Origin of the sequence: Candidatus Syntrophosphaera sp. (assembly GCA_019429425.1) — a bacterium.
Lineage (GTDB): Bacteria > Cloacimonadota > Cloacimonadia > Cloacimonadales > Cloacimonadaceae > Syntrophosphaera.
The window spans coordinates 1-15,834 of record JAHYIU010000056.1; the positions used below are offsets into that span (position 1 = coordinate 1).

Genomic DNA, 15,834 nt, shown 5'->3' on the forward strand with positions numbered 1-15,834 from the left:
CTGGAGATGTAAAGGCCTTTCTTCACCCCGCCGATCAGTTCCTCCAGGGTTTTTAAGCCCGGGGCGACCTTCAGGCAGGAGGCGGTGTTGCCGTTTTTGGGCTGGCCGGTCTTGTGGGCGTAATAGTTGTTGCAGAGGAAGTTGCGGAAGACGCCCTGTTCGATCAGAGGCAGGAAGCGGTAGATATGGCCGTCGGAATTGTAATCCATGCCGATCATTTCAGGGTCCGTGGGGTCATCCGTGATCGTGATGTGCTCCGGGAAAACTTTCTGGCCGACCTTGCCTTCGAAGAAGCTGCTGTGCTGGTCCAGGGCGCGGGCGCTCATCCCGTAAGCCAGATATTGAACGAACTCCGCCACGCAGCGGGGAGCCAGGACAACGTCGTAATGGCCGGGTTCGATGTCAACGATATCCGCGGAGCAGAATTTGATCTTCTGGACCAGACGCTCGGTGAAATCCTGGTCGTCAAAATAGTCAAAATCCTCGCCGCCAAAGGTTTCCAGCACCGTGACCTGGGAGCTGTTGTGCACGGCCTTGATCTCCAGATAGATTGGCGAGGCGATGCTGCTCTTGTCCAGCCCGTTGCTGTTGATGAGGTGGAATTTCTGATGGTTGCAGGCAAAGGTGCCGAAGATGTCGAAGTCGTACATGGAGGCCGCGGCGGAGATGCTGGAGAGGATCTTGGTCTTGACGGCCAAAGGGATCGCCTCGATGTTGTTGGTGACGCTGCGTGGCTCCGCCAGGGTGGGGTCGCTTTCGATATCCACGAAATCCGGGTCCTCGGGCAGTTTGTCGATCAGGGCCAGGGCGTTTCTCACCGCGGCGTCGATCTTTTCCTTGGCGGCGTTGCTCAGGAGGAAGTTGAAACTCTTTTTCCCCTTGTAGACATCCGCGGAAATGCTGGTGTTGTCCTTGCTGATGTTGTAATTGGTCTGGCTGTGGTAAAAGCGCAGGAAATCGGTGGTCCAAGCCTTTTCCACGATCTCGTATTGCAGCTCGGGATGGGCGTCTAGGACGCTTTTCAGGTAGCTGAGATTGTCCATATATCCTCCAGGGAGTTGTTCAGATCCAGGTTTTGTTGTTGTGGCGGCGTTTGGGATTGGTGCTGCGGGCCAGGAATCCGCCTGAGGCGGGAGCGGCCTTGCCTTTGTGGAAAGCCCTTTTCCCCCGCAGATACACGGATTCGATGCCGCCCTCGAGCTGGTGTTCGCTGCCATCCGGGGCCTCCCAGACCGTTTCCCGGTTGGGATCGTAGACCACGAAATCAGCATCCGACCCGGCATCCAGACTGCCCTTGACGGGATAGATGCCCAGGCGTTTGGCGGTGTTCTCGCTGGTCATCTTGATCACGGTGGCCAACGGGACTTTACGTTTCTTCCACAATTCGGACAGCGCCCAGAGATAGGAATGGGGCAGCAATTTTTCGGAAGTGCCGGCGAAAGCCTCGGAGAGTCCTTCGGAAGAGGCGTTGGAGCTCACATTGTTGGAAAGCATGTAGATCTTGTTGGTGCGCAGCAAGTCGAAAAAGAGATCCTGATAATCAGCCAGGTCACTGCGCAAACCGGTGTCGATCCCGGAAAACAACTTCATCAGGTCCGCAATGCACATGGAAAAGGAAATGTCCGAGCGCTTGGAGATGCTGTTGATGAATTCGATCGTGGGAAAAGACGCGACCCGGGGAACATGGATCGGGTTTTCCTGCATCCGGCGCAGCAATTTCTTGATCGCGGCGCTCTGGGCCTCAAAGCTGAATTTCCGGCTGCTGTCCTGGTCGTAGCCCTGGAAGGCAAAGGCGGTGTCCGATTCATAGATGTCCATGAACAGGTCCATGATCTCAGTGAAGCTCAAAGCCTTGAGCGCGGGATTGGGGGATGGATTCATCAGCGCCAGGCCCACCGTTCCATTGGCCCAGAGTTCCTGGGCAGCCTCGGCGTGGTAGGGATAGCCGTCGATGTCCACGTTGCCCCACAAAGCCATGTCCACAAAGGAATTGGCGTTGATCTGGTTTTCGAGCTTGCGCAAGCCAGCCAGGCCAAAGACGGGCTGGGGATTCAGATAGCTCAGTTCGGCCAAAGTGGTCCACCCACCGCTGAGAGCGGCCTTGCTGACACTCGCGATGGCCTTGCCGGCATCCTCTGAGGTGATGATGTGGCTGTGCGCGTCGATAGCGCCCGGAAGCAATATATGGCCTTTCAGGTCGATCGTTTCCGAAATGTCCTCAGAATTGATCTCATCAGGTGAGACTTTCAGGATCGTCTCATCGAACAGGACATTGACGCGCTTCATGGCCGCTGAGGATGTGGGCAATGACGCATTGATGAATAATTTCATAGCATTCCATTTTGCGATGAGTTCCCGCGGGCAGACAGGCAGCACAGCTGGCCACACTCCTGCTGGAAGGAGCCATCAGTTTGGCTGGTTTATACTTATAGCATAAAAACCAAATTTATCCAAACTGTTAGCATGATTTTACAACTCTCAAAATCTGTCAAGCTTTTGCTTTGGGGAGGAGATTCCTGCGCTAATACACCTATGGCCTGGCCCAATTGTCGATCCCGGTGCTGGCTTCTCCACTTACCTTTTGCCGTTCAGGGAAAATCCGCCCAAAAAAACAAAAAAGTCCGCGCGGGGACTTTTTTGCATGGGTTGTAGAAAGCTTTGGCTTACTTGAGGATCACAGTCTTCTTGGTCGAGGTATAGCGGCTTTGGTAGCTCACCACCACGAGATATTCTCCGCTGGGAGTGTATTGGCCGTTGTCGTCGTAACGGTTCCAGATGATCTGGATATATTCATCGGCGGGACCCCAATAGAGGTTTTTTATCACTTGGCCCTGCCGGTTCTCGATATTGACTCCGATATCGGCCGGGGTGTTGAAAGAAAGGGTGATGACAGTGAATTTGTCCATCGGATTGGGGCTGATCTCAAAGCCCTCGAGAACGGTAGAAGCTTGGGCGGACAAGGTCCCCAGCGCCAAAATGAAGATGGCGCTCAGTGTGACGAATAATACTGCCTTTTTCATGGTAAACTCTCCTGAAACAAGATTCTTTTTAGATATGCAAGTTTTGTTCCTAAGCGAAAACATCAGACTGGGAGGCCAGGACCACCGCGCCCAATACTCCAGCCCGGTTACCCTCCAAAGCCTTTTCCAGAGAGGTTCTCGGCCTGTTTGCCAGGGGAAGCTCGCTTTGGAATAAATCCTGGAACTTATCCCAATCATAAAGTCCGCCATCCATGGCCCCACCCCCGATCACCACGGTGTCCGGATCGAGGATCACGCAGAGATTGGCCAGACCCAAGGCCAGCGCGTGCATCCCCTCGTCGATGATCCTGCTGACAAGGGAGTTGTCACTTCTTTGCATGATCTGGATCAAACTGGGTTCCGGCCCGCAGTCCTGCCGGATCTCTTTAAGCCGCAAAATCCTGCGCCTGATCCCGTCCACTGAGGCATAGGCCTCGACGCAGCCTCTTCTGCCGCAACTGCAAAGCTCTCCCTGTGGGATGTGGATAACGTGTCCGAGTTCCAGAGCGAAACCGTGCGCCCCATGATAGACCGCGCCATCGCTCACAAACCCGCAGCCGATGCCGCTGCCGATGGTCACGCCAACAATTAAGCCCCGGGAACCCCGTAGCCAGGCTTCGCCCAGGCACATCAGGTTGGCGTCGTTGTCGCAAAACACAGGCAGGGAAAGGCTTGAGGGAATGAGTTCGGCGGGATCGTGTCCCACCCAAAAGGGCAGATTGGGATTGACGCCGGCTATCTTGCCGGTGGAACTGTCGATGGTTCCGGGGCTGCCTATCCCGATGGCAACAATGCTGTCCAGTCCACAGAGCCGGTCAGTTTCCTCCAGGATGCTAACCACGGTTTCTTTAAGGCAGGATAAGCTTCTCTGGGTAAGCGGTTTATGGGAAAAGAACTGTAAACCCTGTTGACAGTTGCCCCAGCCATATTTGATGCTGGAGCCGCCAATGTCCAGTCCGAGCCGAAATTTATCCTTAGTTGACATATTATCAGGGGTGGGGTGGGTGATGGGAGTCGAACCCACAACGCCCGGAACCACAATCCGGTGCTCTGCCATTGAACTACACCCACCACAATGGGAACGATGTATACACAGTATTGGTGATTATCATGGCACGCCAGAAGGGATTCGAACCCCTGACCCGCAGCTTAGAAGGCTGCTGCTCTATCCTACTGAGCTACTGGCGCAAAAAAATACTGGTAGCGGCGCAGGGATTTGAACCCCGGACCTACGGATTATGATTCCGACGCTCTAACCAGCTGAGCTACACCGCCACTGTATTTAATAGTAAAATCCGGTGGCAAGCACCGGCATGAAAAATGGTAGCGAGGGAAGGATTCGAACCTTCGACCTTCGGGTTATGAGCCCGACGAGCTACCAGCTGCTCCACCTCGCGTCACGTAAGTACCAAAAAATTGGCCGCCGCTTTCTTGTCAAGCACTTTTATCGTTTGGTCGGGTCCGGACCTCAAAACCGCCAAACTTCGTTTCTGGCAGAGAAAAGTCCTTTACAAGAAAGGTGTTGGTTTTTGGGTGGAATTCCAAAACGAAAACACAAAACAAGGAGAGATACAATGCTCAAAGTCAATGAATACTTCGAGGGGAAAGTGAAATCGATCGCCCTCGCCAACGCCCGGGGAAACTCGACCGTGGGTGTCATGGAGCCCGGAGAATACGAATTCGGAACCAGCACGGTGGAATACATGACCGTGATCTCCGGACTGCTGACCGTCCTGCTGCCCGGCTCCAGCCAGTGGAGAAGCTTCGCCGCGGGGGAAACCTTCATCGTGCCGGCCAACGAGAAATTCCAGCTCAAGGTCCCCGAACAGACGGCCTATCACTGCCGCTACGAATAGGGGTTAATGCTGGAAAGGGCTAATGAGTGTAACTCTGGCTTCCGCCGGAGTTACGCATAACGTAAAACCCCTATAATCCACACCGCAGTCGTTCAGTTCAGATCCTGAGTTCCGACATCGGGAGTTCCCACCTGCCCAGATCATGATTGAGCAGCAGGGTCCCGTCTTTTTCCTTCAGCCGGGAGTAGATAAGCTGTTTGGCCCGGAAAGTGTCTTCGCGGCAGACGTCGTAGGCTGAAGTTACGGCCGGCCTGGTATGCCAGAGGGTGGGAATGATATCGGCCGCGTAGATGTAAAACCCCGCCGGGCATTCTATCTCGACGATCTGGCTGCCACAGGTGTGGCCTCCGGTCTTGACGAGCTTGACGCCCGGGATGAGCTCATGGTCCCCATCCACCAGTTCCAGTTTCCCGCGCTTTTCCAATAAGGCAAGCTGCTGTTCAAAGGCATAGGCGGCAGCGTTCAGCCCGTCCGGGGCTTTGGCGGTCTCCCATTCCGAGGCCTGGATCCAATGCCTGGCGCGGGAAAAGGTGAGCAGGTCCATGTTCCCGAAGCCAGTTACGATGCCGCCGGCATGGTCGAAATGGAGATGGGTGAGGATGACATCGGTGATGTCAACATCCTTTACACCCAGTTCCGCCAACGAGGAGGGAAGGAGAAAAGAGGAGGGCTGGTAGATGTCGCGCTGCTTGTCGCTCAGCCGGTTGCCCAAGCCGGTGTCCACGAGGATGAGTCGTTCCCCGGCCTTGATCAAAAGCAGGTTCAGGGCCAGCTCTTTGCGGTGGCGGTCATCGGTGGTGACGCTCTTTCCCCAGATCGCCCGGGGCAGTACGCCCAGCATGGCTCCGCCGTCGGTCCAGTAAGAGCCGGCATTCACCCGATGGAGCGAGATCGGCATGTCAGTTTTTTGGTTCGCCGGTCTTTTTATGGGGACGCGGCCTTGGCCTGGCTTGACGGGTTTGGCTGAGGACCTCGGATTCGCTTTGCTTGGCTGAGAAGATGACTATCCGCTTTTTCTCGCCTTCGCCGATGGTTAGGGTGCGCAGTCCGCGGTCGCGTTCGATGTGGCGGTGAATAACGCGCCGGTCGGCCGCGTTCATGGGTTCGAGGGTCTGCGGTTTGCCCTGTTCCTTCACTTTTTTGATCAGGGGCATGAACTGGCGGAGGAAGGTGGCTTCACGGCGTTCGCGGTAGCCTTCGGCGTCGATGTAGATGCGGTCGAGGTTCTTGTCGTTCTCATAGACGCGGTTCACTAAGTATTGCAGAGTCTCCAGCATGCTGCCGTTCTTGCCGATCAGAAAGCCGCTGTCCTTGCTGCCTTTAACTTCCAGATAGATCGTTTTGCCTTGGGTTTTTGCCGAGACGCCGTCGAAGGGCACGCCCATTTTTTTGAGCAGCATGTCCAGAAAGGATGCCGCGCGTTCACCAAGGTCCGGAAGCTGGAAGCGCACGACGGCGGTCTTGTTGGCGAACAGGCCAAGAAAGCCGGCAGAGGGTTTCTTGATGATGTCGTACTTGAGTTCCCAGTCTTTGATCCTGTGTTCCCTGCGAAAGGCGGAGATGATCTTTTCGATGCTGGTCCCGTTTTTGTCAATGCTTGTCATAGGTTTTCCTTTTGGAGCTTAAGAAATTTTGGCGGGTGTCGCCTCAGTTTGGAGTTTGGAACGTTTTTGCAGGTAATACTGCTGCGCTACGCTGAGGATGTTGAACACGGTGTAATAGAGCACCAGGCCTGAGGGCAGGCCCTTGAAGATGAAGAACATCATGATCGGCATCAGCCAGGTCATCATCCTGGTGCTTTGCTGCATGGCCTGCTGTTTTTCGTCCATCTGGGCCAGAGCCTCTTTTTTGGGTCGCATCATCAGGCTTTGCAGGATCATGAAGATGGCCATCAGGATCGGCAGGATCCAATAGGGGTCTGGTTCGGAGAGGTCTTTGAGCCAGCCCAGGAATGAAGCGTTGCGCATGTCGATGGTATAGCGCAAAACGTTGTAGAGCGCTATGAAAATTGGCATTTGCAGCAGCAGGGGCAGGCATCCAGACATCGGGCTGGCCCCGGCCTCCTTGTAGAGCTTGGAAAGCTCCATCTGCATGGTTTTGGGATCGCTCTTGTACTGTTTTTGGATCTCCTGCACCTGGGGCTGGATGCGCTGCATCTTGAGGCTGGCGTCCATGCTTTTGTGGGTGAGCGGATGCAGGATTATCTTGAGCAGGATGGAAAAGATGATGATCACGATGCCGTAGTTGGGGATGAAGCTGTGCAGGAACTTCAGCAGCCAGGCGATCGCGTTGGAAAGCCAGCGCAGCCAGGAGGGGCCTCGCTCCGGAACGTATTCCAGGCGGCTTTTTTCATAGCTTTTCATGATGTCGTAATCAGCAGGGCCGGCATAGATCAGGAAGCTCTGTTCCCAGTATTGGGATGGGTTCCGGTCCCTGGAATCGAGGATGAGGGAGGGATTTCCCGTGTCTTTGGCGGCGTCCGCGTAATAATTGCGGATCAGCGGATTGCGGGTTTCGCTCATGGCGATGGTGAAATACTTGGTGCGCATGGCGGCCCATTTGAAGGCGTTGAGCGGGCCTTCTGGCCTTTCTTTCTTGATCTTGGCCAGGGTGGTTTTGCTGAGGCTGTTTTCGGCAAAGAGCAGCAACTTGTAATCGGCATCCTTGGAGCGGGGCTTGATCTTTTCGCTGTCCGCGATCCCGGCCGAGAAATCGTATTCTATGCCGAACACCGGATCCGGGCTCTGCACCGAGACGTCCATCAGAATGCCATACTTTTCGTCCAGGGAAAAGGTCTTGGTCACCAGGGGATTGGCCTGGTCGCCCAGCCAGAAGACCACCCTGCCGGAATCCGCTGGTCCGTGCTGCCAATTCACGTTTCTCAGGTCCAGCCCGGCCTGCTGGTCCAGAAGCCTGATCCCGGCGAGGTTTTTGCCCAACGGTACCAGATCGACGGGGGTGAGCAGGTCGCCCCATTGGAAGTTTTTCAGCTCCACGGAAGTGATGCTGGCCCCGAGGGTGCTGAACTGGACTGTGAAATTGTCATTGGAGAGGGTGACGATTTCGCTCTGGCCAGCCGGTTTGAACAGGCTGTCCGGCAAAACCGTGCCGGGAGTTGCGAATTGCCCTGCCGGCGTGGCCAGGGTGTCGATGGCCAGGGTATCCGTTTGCCCGGCCTGGTCTTGATCGGCCGGAACGGGTTGGGGTTTGAAAACGTAGGTCTGGAGAACGAAGAAGACGACGATCACCAGAAACATGGCCAGAAGTGTGCGTTTATCCACTTATCCTCCTAGGGGAGTGGGTCGTAACCGCCCTTGCAGAAGGGGTTACAGCGTATCAAGCGCCAGAGCGAGAGCCCCAGTGCCTTGAAGAAATTGAATTTGCGGAAAGCCTGCAGGGAATAGCTGCTGCAGCTGGGCTCAAATCTGCAGACACGGGGCAGGATGGGCGAAAGCAGCTTTTTGTAGAGCAGGATCAGGCCGATCGGGAGTTGGTTTGGCAGGCGCAATATGAAGCTCAGGAGCGTTCTCTCAGCCGGCCGGTCAAGTCGTTCAATTGCTCGCAAAGTTCCTGCCAGGCAAGTTCGCCGGCGCCGGGCCGGGCGATGAGGTTGAGCTTGAAACCCGGGGGCAGCTCATCCCCGCGCAGCCTGGCCCAGGCTTTGATCCGCCGTTTGAGCAGGTTGCGGGTGTGTGCCTTACCGATCTTTTTGCTGATGGTGATGCCCAGGGAAAATTCAGAGGGCGAGTAAAGTGCCGCTGCATGGAAATGGGAACCGCGCAGGAAAAAAGCGGGGGAATTGAATTCCCCGTATTCCCGGTGCTTCGTGATCAGACGAAGCATGGCTCATACGCTGAGGTTCTTTCTCCCTTTGGCACGGCGGCGGGCGAGCAGTTTACGGCCGTTGCGGGTCGCCATGCGGCCGCGGAAGCCGTGTGTGTTCTTGCGTGAGCGGTTTGAAGGCTGGTAAGTCCTTTTCATTTATCTAACTCCTTGACAATAAGCGTTTTCATTGGAAAAACCACATTTTCCGCCCCCGCAGATATGTCAAGCGCAAAATATCAGCTTGGCCCTCGAGGCTTTCCGCTTGACAGGATCGCCGCCTGTTTTTTCTGTTGCGAAGCGGCGTTATTCAGAGTGAGACGACCGTGTGAATCCAATCCTGGAGGAAGAAGTTGATCCTGAATTTATGGTCATGGAACGTAAACGGCCTCCGTGCCGTTCTGAACAAGGATTTCATCAACGTTGTCAAGCGCGAACGGCCGGACTGGCTGGGACTGCAGGAAACCAAGCTGCAGGAGCATCAGGTCCCGCCGGAGTTGGCCGAACTCGATGAATACAGCATGCATTGGTCCCATGCCGAACGCAAGGGCTATTCCGGCACGGCGGTCTTTTCCCTGGCTGAGCCGCTTTCGGTCTCCCGCAGCTTCGGGATCCCCGAGTTCGATTCTGAGGGCCGGATCCTTCGCTGCGACTATGATAGCTTCATCATCTACAACATCTATTTCCCCAACGGCCAGATGAACGACCAGCGCCTGGACTACAAGCTCCGCTTTTACGACAGGTGCCTGGAAGTGATGGAGGAGGACCGCGCCGGGGGAAACATGGTTCTGGTGACCGGCGATTACAACACTGCCCACCACGAAATCGACCTGGCCAATCCCAAGGAGAACGAAAAGACCAGTGGCTTCCTGCCCATCGAGCGTGCCTGGTTGGACAAGATTACCAAGCTCGGCTGGGTGGACACTTTCCGCCTCTTCCATCCCGAACCGCAGCGCTATTCCTGGTGGAGCTACCGTGCCGGGGCCCGTACCCGCAACGTGGGCTGGCGCATCGATTATTTCTTCGTCAATTCTGAATTCCAGGACCGCGTTGTGGATGCCGATATCCGCGACGACATCATGGGCTCGGACCACTGCCCGGTCACGCTCAGGATCACTTTACCCTGAATTTGAGCATGTCGGTATAAAAATAGCCGTCCCAGCCCACCTGCAGAGAATAGGTCCCCTTGCCTCCCGGGAAAGCCAAAACCAGGCTGAGGCGGGTTTTGTCCCTCCAGATCACGTTCAGCGGGATCATGCCCTCGTGGTAGACAAAGTCGTTCACCCGGATCCGCGCTTTGGGGTCCGGGGTCGCCAACAGGAATTGCAGGTCTTCGCCGGAGATGGGTGAAAGATACTCAAACTCCAGCACATAGGACTTGCCGCGGCTGAGTTTGCCGGGCAGCGGGGAAAGCAGCCTCAAGATGGGGATGGCGTAGACCTGGGTGGTGTAGAGTTTGTTGCCCATGAGGAAGATGCCGATGCCCGTATGGGTGTATTCCGGCTGCAGGAGGTTGGCGCGGTGCTCTGCGGAATTCATCCAGCCGTTCACGATCTGGGCCGGATCGTATTTGCGGTCGCTTCGCTCCAGATAGTAGAGGTTTTCCCCGATCCCCGCGTGCAGCAGTTCGGGATGGTATTTCTCCAGGCGTTGGGAAACCTGCAGGCCCTGCTTGTCCCGGTGGGAGAAGAATCCCTGCCAGGCCATGTTACGGCTGTGGGTCCGGGCCAAATCCACCAAACCGGGGTCGGAGGCCAGAGGCCTGATTCCACTTTCAGCCCGCGCGGCATTTACGGATTCGAAGATCCGCCGTTCAAATTCCTCCACCCCCACGCTCTCGGCGCCAAGGTTCCCCAACAGGGCCATAAGGCCACAAACAAACAAAAAATATCTCATCCAAACTCGCTAAAAGCGATATTGCAAAAGCAGGTTCCCATCCCCGAAGCGCAGGCGGATCTTCTCCTCCTGCGCGGCAAAGTCGTGCAGGTGGGCATCCACATAGGCGTCGATCACGGAAAGCGCCGCAGTGATGCCGATCCACCAGATGTCGTTGTTCAGCGAGTCCCTGTAGTCCCTGCTCCGGGCCTGGTATTGCTGGGCCAGATACGCGTCGCTGGTGTTTCGGGCCTGTTCCTCAAAATCGTCCCGCTTCCCATCGTGATACACCGCGGAACCGATCAGGAAGCCCTGTATACCGATCACCAGCCCGGCCTTAAGGTACGCGCGGTTGTAGATCTGGCCCCCGCCGGGGATCAGGGCGGAATAGAGCATCGCGCGGTTGAGATCGCGCTTGGCCTGGGCCTGGACCTCTGGTTGGGCTTCGGATTCGGCTTCGGCTTGAGCCTGAACCTCGGGTTGGGTCAGCTCCTCTGGTTGGGTCTGGGCCAATAGATCTCCCGCGCCCAGGCATCCCAACAGCAGGATCAGCGTTACTATTTGTATTTTCACATTGGCGTCCAAATTGTTTGAAACACCCCTGCGGGAACCCGCCCCGCTTGTCAATCTTTTTTATCTGGCCCCCCTTATCAATACGGTGTCAATACGGACTCATTACGGACTTTGTCCGTAATGAGTCCGTATTGACACCGTATTGATAAGGAGGGCGGTAGGGGTTCCTCATGAGCAATTAGATGTATGGCAGCTTGTTAGCTCTACTTCGTGAGCAAAATTTCCAATCCAAAGGATAACTGATTGTAGGATAGAGATCAAAACCGACCTGGCATACAGTGGGCTGGGAAACGGTATTAACCATCCGGGGGCTGGAAAGCTTTGACCGTGGAGGTGGAAAAATTTGGCTTGCATAAAAATCCCCCTGGCCGACAATTGGCATCATGGGGCCGGCGAGCGCCAGAGCAGCGGTAGCCAGGAACGCTTGCACCCATCAAGCAATAGTTTTGGAGGTATAAGATGAATCAGGACAGCCCCTTCCCGGTTGGACCGCCGGCAGGCACGGAAACCTTCACCAACCAGGTTTGGTTCAATCTGCTGGTGCCCGACGAGGACAACACCTACGACACCCACGTCTACAACGTGAATTTCGATCCCGCGGCCAGAACTTTCTGGCACTCCCATCCCGGGGGCCAGATCCTTTTGGTGACCAGCGGAACCGGCTTTTACCAGGAAAAAGGGAAACCAGCCCGAAAACTCGCACCCGGCGACGTGGTCACCATCCCGCCCTATACGGTGCACTGGCATGGCGCTGCTCCAGACAGCGAATTCGCCCATCTGGGCATCGGCGCGCAGGTCCATCTGGGGCCGATACAGTGGCTGCATCCCGTGAGCGACGCAGAGTATCAGGAAGCCACTGCCTCGCAATAAATTCTGGCCAGGCCGCAGCCTAAGGCCGCTGGTTGGGGAATCGCACACAACAGGGAGGAAGGGTCCAACCTTCTGAGGGCCGCGTTACACCGTTCTCCCGCGTCGAAGTCACCGTCCTGGCGGCTCAGTCAAGCTGCGCTCCAGCTCCCGCCTATAGCTGGCTTGCCCCAGGTGCAGCTTGAGACCAGTAAAAGTCCAGCCAGGCAAGGGATTGGGCGTGATTCACGCGATCAAACGCAGGCGGGGGCGAAATTTTTTTGTGGACAAACTACGCAGGCTTGTTTTTCTGGTATATCAAGAACAAAATCACATAAGGAATGCTCAGGAACGTCATTATGAACAGCGACTCTGATAGTCCGCTACGCAGGATCAGGAACATCGGCATCATGGCCCACATCGATGCCGGCAAGACCACGACCACGGAGCGGATCCTGTTTTACGCGGGATTTTTGCACAAGATGGGCGAGGTGCATGATGGCAACACATTCACGGACTGGATGGAGCAGGAACGGGAGCGGGGCATCACGATAACGTCCGCGACGGTGACCTGCGCGTGGAAAGACACGCAGATCAACATCATCGACACTCCCGGGCATGTGGATTTCACCGCCGAGGTGGAGCGCAGTTTGCGCGTTCTGGACGGCGTTGTGGGCGTTTTTTGCGGAGTGGCCGGGGTCGAGCCGCAATCGGAGACTGTCTGGCATCAGGCGGATCGCTACAACGTGCCCCGGATCGCTTATGTGAACAAGCTTGACCGCCTGGGGGCAGATTACGAAAGGGTGATCAGCATGATCCACGAGCGGCTGACCAAAAAGGCCAGGCCGGTCAACATCCCCATCGGCAAAGAGGACGGTTTTTCCGGAGTGGTGGACCTGATCACGATGCAGGCCTGGCTGTTCGATCCGCTAACTCTGGGCTGCGAAGTGCACCTCGAGGAGGTCCCCGCGGATATGCTATCCTACGCGCAAGGCATGCGGGAAGAGCTTTTGGACAGCATCGCGGAATTTGACGACGAGCTGATGTATGCCTTCCTGGAAGGCGAGGAGATCGATCCTGATTTGATCCGGCGTGCCATCCGCAAAGGGACAGTGAGCGGAAATTTCGTTCCCGTGCTTTGCGGCTCATCGCTGAAGAACAAAGGCGTGCAGCTGCTCCTAGACGGGATCCGGGACTTTTTACCCTCGCCGCTGGATGTTCCGCCCGCACTGGGCTTCGCGCCCAAGACGGAAGAGGAGATCAGCCTGGAGCCGGATCCGAAGGGGCCATTCGTTGGCCTGGCCTTCAAGGTGCAGACCGATAAGTATGTGGGCAAGCTGGTCTACGTGCGCGTCTATTCCGGCACGCTGAAGAAGGGCGGCAGCTTCATCAACCAGAACAACGGCAAGCGAGAACGCGTTTCCCGCATCCTGCAGATGATGAGCAACCGCAAGCACGATCTGAACGAGCTCCACGCCGGGGATATCGGCGCTTTTGTCGGCTGCCGTTTCCTGACCACAGGCGATACGATCACGGACGGCCAGATCGACGTCCTGCTGGGCAAAATGCACTTTCCGGACAGCGTGATCTCGATCGCCATCGAACCCAAGACCAAGGCCGACCAGGAAAGCCTGAGCGACTCCCTGGCCAGGCTGGAGGAAGAGGATCCCACCTTCCGGGTGCACATCGACAAGGATACCGGCCAGACCCTCATCTCGGGCATGGGCGAGCTGCACCTGGAAATCATCATCGACAGGCTGCGCCGGGAATTCGGGGTCAGCGCCAACGTTGGCACTCCGCAGGTTTCCTACAAGGAGACCATCACCCGGGCTGTGGAATGCGAAGACACCTTCCTGCGGGACATGAACGGCAAAGGCAACTACGCCCGGGCCAAATTCCGCCTCACCCCGCTGCGGCAGGAAGAACTGACCGGCGAGGCCAAAAACATCTTCGTCTCGAGGGTGGGGACGGACAGGATCCCCGCCGAATATCACAAACCCATCGAGGAGGCGGCCCACAACGCCCTCAACGACGGGCCCCTGATCAGCGGAAACGTGGAAAGGGTGAAAATTGAACTGATCGACGGTGATTTCAACCCAGTGGATTCCAATGAACTGGCCTTCCGCATCGTGACCTCCATGGCCATCGGCAAAGGGCTGAGGGAGGCCGCGCCGGTGATCATGGAACCCATCATGCTGCTCACCGTTTTGAGCCCGGACGACTTTGTGGGCGACATCATTTCGGATATCAACGCCAAGCGTGGTCACATCTCAGTCCTGCGCAGGCACAACGAATACCAGCAGGAGATCGTGGCCGAGGCCCCTCTCTCCGAGCTTTTCGGCTACGCCACCCGGATCCGCTCGTTGAGCCAGGGCAGGGCGATCTACACCCTGGAATTCCGCAAATACGAGATCACTCCAGCGCAAGTCCAAAGCGCCGTCCTGAAACGCATCCGCGGCTATGTCGAATAATATCTTGACAGGCAAAATGCCTGATTAATTCTTGGTTCTACTTTTACACAAAGGGGTGAGGTATGAACATCGACCTGAAATTCGAAGGCGATCGCGCGCTCATGACGGTCGAGGGCTTCCTGAACAGCGACAACGCCAGTATCCTGCAGGAAAAACTGAATGAGGTGCTGCAATCCGGGGCACGGTTCCTGGATCTGGACCTCTTTGAATGCAAAAACATCAGCAGCACGGGTATCGGCAAGCTGCTCCTGTTCTACAAGGATTTCATCGGCAAGGGCGGAGAGATCGAGGTTGTGCGCAGTTCAAACACGATCTATGAACTTTTTTCCATGCTCAAACTGAACCAGTTGTTCATCGTTAACCTTGAATGAAGTCCAAAACTCCGCGGGTCCTGGTGGTCGACGACAGCCTGGACATCGCCAAAAGCCTCAGCAGCATCCTGGAACTCAACGAGTTCCGGGTGGATACGGCCCTCAACGGCAGCGACGCCTTGCGCAAGATCCAGAGCAAGGTCTATGACATCGTGGTTTGCGACATCGAGATGCCTGGCATGAGCGGGCTGGATTTCCTGGAGCGGATCCGCAAAGACGGGCGCAGCCAGGAAGTGATCCTGATGACGGGTTATCTGGAGCCGGAATACTTCATCCGCGCCATCAGGTTGGGAGCCTCGGATTTCATCAACAAACCGATCGATTCCTCCCAACTGGTGAACGCCATCGAGCACATCCTGGCCAGAAAATCAGACCGCGAAACCCTGGGCCAGCTTCTGTCCCGTTTGGACAATGCACTATTGAGTTTTGTAATCGATCCCGGCAAATACGTGCAGCACGGGATCAGCAAAGTTTGCACCCACTTTCTGCAGCAAAACCTGGCCGTGCCCCAGGACCTGATGACGGAACTGCTGATCTGCGTGGATGAGATGGTCTACAACGCCTTCATTCACGGCACTTTGGGGCTCACCCAGCAGCAGCGGAAACTGGACCACAAGCACCTCCAGGAGATCATCTCCGAGAAGCTGGCCCAGCCCCATATCGCCGCCCGGCGCATCCGCTTTGAGCTGTGCGTGAGCCATGAGGATGATTGCGTCTGCATCAGTGTGGAGGACGACGGGGACGGTTTTGACTATGAAACCTGTCTGCAAAAACTGCTTAAAGAAAGCGCCCTGAACCTTGAAGACACCGGCCGGGGCCTGGCGGTGCTCTATCATCTTTCCGACAGCTTGGATTTTCTGGATGGCGGCAGAAAGGTCCGGATCTCCCGCAAACTGCACAGCAGCCAGCTTGCCGAGGCATGAAGGCCGGTTTGCTCCTGGCTGAAGCGCTGTCTGCCTCCGGCGCTGATCCCCGCGACGTTAGATCGGAAGAGCACACG

The 15,834-nt window shown here is 56.2% G+C and carries 18 protein-coding genes and 4 tRNA genes; 6 read left to right on the top strand and 16 right to left on the bottom strand.

What is annotated here, in order from left to right:
* From K0B87_06785 to K0B87_06820, 8 genes are all read right to left on the bottom strand, one after another.
* The coding region (locus K0B87_06785; protein ID MBW6514446.1) for a hypothetical protein at positions 1 to 1,043 on the bottom strand (1,043 nt) is incomplete at its 3' end.
* A 19-nt stretch (positions 1,044 to 1,062) separates the two neighbouring features.
* Positions 1,063 to 2,331, bottom strand: coding sequence for an amidohydrolase family protein (locus K0B87_06790; protein ID MBW6514447.1), 1,269 nt, complete (start codon positions 2,329 to 2,331; stop codon positions 1,063 to 1,065).
* Between the two features lie 332 nt (positions 2,332 to 2,663).
* Positions 2,664 to 3,020 carry a hypothetical protein gene (locus tag K0B87_06795; GenBank protein MBW6514448.1) on the bottom strand — a complete coding sequence of 119 codons (357 nt, stop codon included), beginning with the start codon at positions 3,018 to 3,020 and terminating at the stop codon, positions 2,664 to 2,666.
* A gap of 49 nt (positions 3,021 to 3,069) precedes the next feature.
* On the bottom strand, positions 3,070 to 4,005 hold the full coding sequence (locus K0B87_06800; protein MBW6514449.1) for an ROK family protein: 936 nt from the start codon (positions 4,003 to 4,005) through the stop codon (positions 3,070 to 3,072).
* Between the two features lie 11 nt (positions 4,006 to 4,016).
* Positions 4,017 to 4,091 (bottom strand) — tRNA-His (locus K0B87_06805).
* Positions 4,092 to 4,131: 40 nt separating this feature from the next.
* Positions 4,132 to 4,208: transfer RNA gene (locus tag K0B87_06810), tRNA-Arg, on the bottom strand.
* A 10-nt stretch (positions 4,209 to 4,218) separates the two neighbouring features.
* Positions 4,219 to 4,295: transfer RNA gene (locus K0B87_06815), tRNA-Met, on the bottom strand.
* Between the two features lie 46 nt (positions 4,296 to 4,341).
* A tRNA-Met gene (locus K0B87_06820) sits at positions 4,342 to 4,417 on the bottom strand.
* A gap of 177 nt (positions 4,418 to 4,594) precedes the next feature.
* Here K0B87_06820 and K0B87_06825 point away from each other — a divergent pair.
* On the top strand, positions 4,595 to 4,876 hold the full coding sequence (locus K0B87_06825; protein MBW6514450.1) for a pyrimidine/purine nucleoside phosphorylase: 282 nt from the start codon (positions 4,595 to 4,597) through the stop codon (positions 4,874 to 4,876).
* A 97-nt stretch (positions 4,877 to 4,973) separates the two neighbouring features.
* Here K0B87_06825 and K0B87_06830 read toward each other — a convergent pair whose 3' ends face one another.
* From K0B87_06830 to rpmH, 6 genes are read right to left on the bottom strand one after another with little or no spacing between them, the layout of a single operon-like run.
* Positions 4,974 to 5,774 carry an MBL fold metallo-hydrolase gene (locus K0B87_06830; GenBank protein MBW6514451.1) on the bottom strand — a complete coding sequence of 267 codons (801 nt, stop codon included), beginning with the start codon at positions 5,772 to 5,774 and terminating at the stop codon, positions 4,974 to 4,976.
* A 1-nt stretch (position 5,775) separates the two neighbouring features.
* Positions 5,776 to 6,480 carry a Jag N-terminal domain-containing protein gene (locus K0B87_06835; GenBank protein MBW6514452.1) on the bottom strand — a complete coding sequence of 235 codons (705 nt, stop codon included), beginning with the start codon at positions 6,478 to 6,480 and terminating at the stop codon, positions 5,776 to 5,778.
* Positions 6,481 to 6,498: 18 nt separating this feature from the next.
* Positions 6,499 to 8,157: a membrane protein insertase YidC gene (gene yidC, locus K0B87_06840; protein MBW6514453.1), complete on the bottom strand. Its 1,659-nt coding sequence runs from the start codon at positions 8,155 to 8,157 to the stop codon at positions 6,499 to 6,501.
* Between the two features lie 8 nt (positions 8,158 to 8,165).
* Complete coding sequence (gene yidD, locus K0B87_06845; GenBank protein ID MBW6514454.1) at positions 8,166 to 8,396, bottom strand: membrane protein insertion efficiency factor YidD; 231 nt, start codon at positions 8,394 to 8,396, stop codon at positions 8,166 to 8,168.
* Positions 8,393 to 8,719, bottom strand: a complete 327-nt coding sequence (gene rnpA, locus K0B87_06850; protein ID MBW6514455.1) for a ribonuclease P protein component — start codon at positions 8,717 to 8,719, stop codon at positions 8,393 to 8,395. The genes yidD and rnpA overlap by 4 nt, the downstream gene beginning before the upstream one ends.
* A gap of 3 nt (positions 8,720 to 8,722) precedes the next feature.
* Positions 8,723 to 8,857: a 50S ribosomal protein L34 gene (rpmH, locus tag K0B87_06855; GenBank protein MBW6514456.1), complete on the bottom strand. Its 135-nt coding sequence runs from the start codon at positions 8,855 to 8,857 to the stop codon at positions 8,723 to 8,725.
* A gap of 194 nt (positions 8,858 to 9,051) precedes the next feature.
* Here rpmH and xth point away from each other — a divergent pair, with 194 nt between their 5' ends.
* Entirely contained in the window at positions 9,052 to 9,825 is a 774-nt protein-coding gene (xth, locus tag K0B87_06860) for an exodeoxyribonuclease III (protein MBW6514457.1), read from the top strand.
* On the opposite strand, the gene K0B87_06865 is transcribed toward xth, so the two are convergent.
* Positions 9,812 to 10,564: a CAP domain-containing protein gene (locus tag K0B87_06865; GenBank protein ID MBW6514458.1), complete on the bottom strand. Its 753-nt coding sequence runs from the start codon at positions 10,562 to 10,564 to the stop codon at positions 9,812 to 9,814. The genes xth and K0B87_06865 overlap by 14 nt on opposite strands.
* Positions 10,565 to 10,603: 39 nt before the next feature.
* Positions 10,604 to 11,146, bottom strand: a complete 543-nt coding sequence (locus K0B87_06870; GenBank protein MBW6514459.1) for a hypothetical protein — start codon at positions 11,144 to 11,146, stop codon at positions 10,604 to 10,606.
* 459 nt (positions 11,147 to 11,605) lie between these two features.
* On the opposite strand from K0B87_06870, the gene K0B87_06875 reads away from it, so the two are divergent.
* From K0B87_06875 to K0B87_06890, 4 genes are all read left to right on the top strand, one after another.
* Positions 11,606 to 12,016 (top strand): cupin domain-containing protein, encoded by a 411-nt coding sequence (locus tag K0B87_06875; protein MBW6514460.1) that lies wholly within the window; start codon positions 11,606 to 11,608, stop codon positions 12,014 to 12,016.
* Positions 12,017 to 12,351: 335 nt separating this feature from the next.
* Positions 12,352 to 14,463: an elongation factor G gene (fusA, locus tag K0B87_06880; GenBank protein ID MBW6514461.1), complete on the top strand. Its 2,112-nt coding sequence runs from the start codon at positions 12,352 to 12,354 to the stop codon at positions 14,461 to 14,463.
* A gap of 62 nt (positions 14,464 to 14,525) precedes the next feature.
* Entirely contained in the window at positions 14,526 to 14,834 is a 309-nt protein-coding gene (locus K0B87_06885; protein ID MBW6514462.1) for an STAS domain-containing protein, read from the top strand.
* Positions 14,831 to 15,757: a response regulator gene (locus K0B87_06890; GenBank protein ID MBW6514463.1), complete on the top strand. Its 927-nt coding sequence runs from the start codon at positions 14,831 to 14,833 to the stop codon at positions 15,755 to 15,757. The genes K0B87_06885 and K0B87_06890 overlap by 4 nt, the downstream gene beginning before the upstream one ends.
* Positions 15,758 to 15,834: the final 77 nt, after the last annotated feature.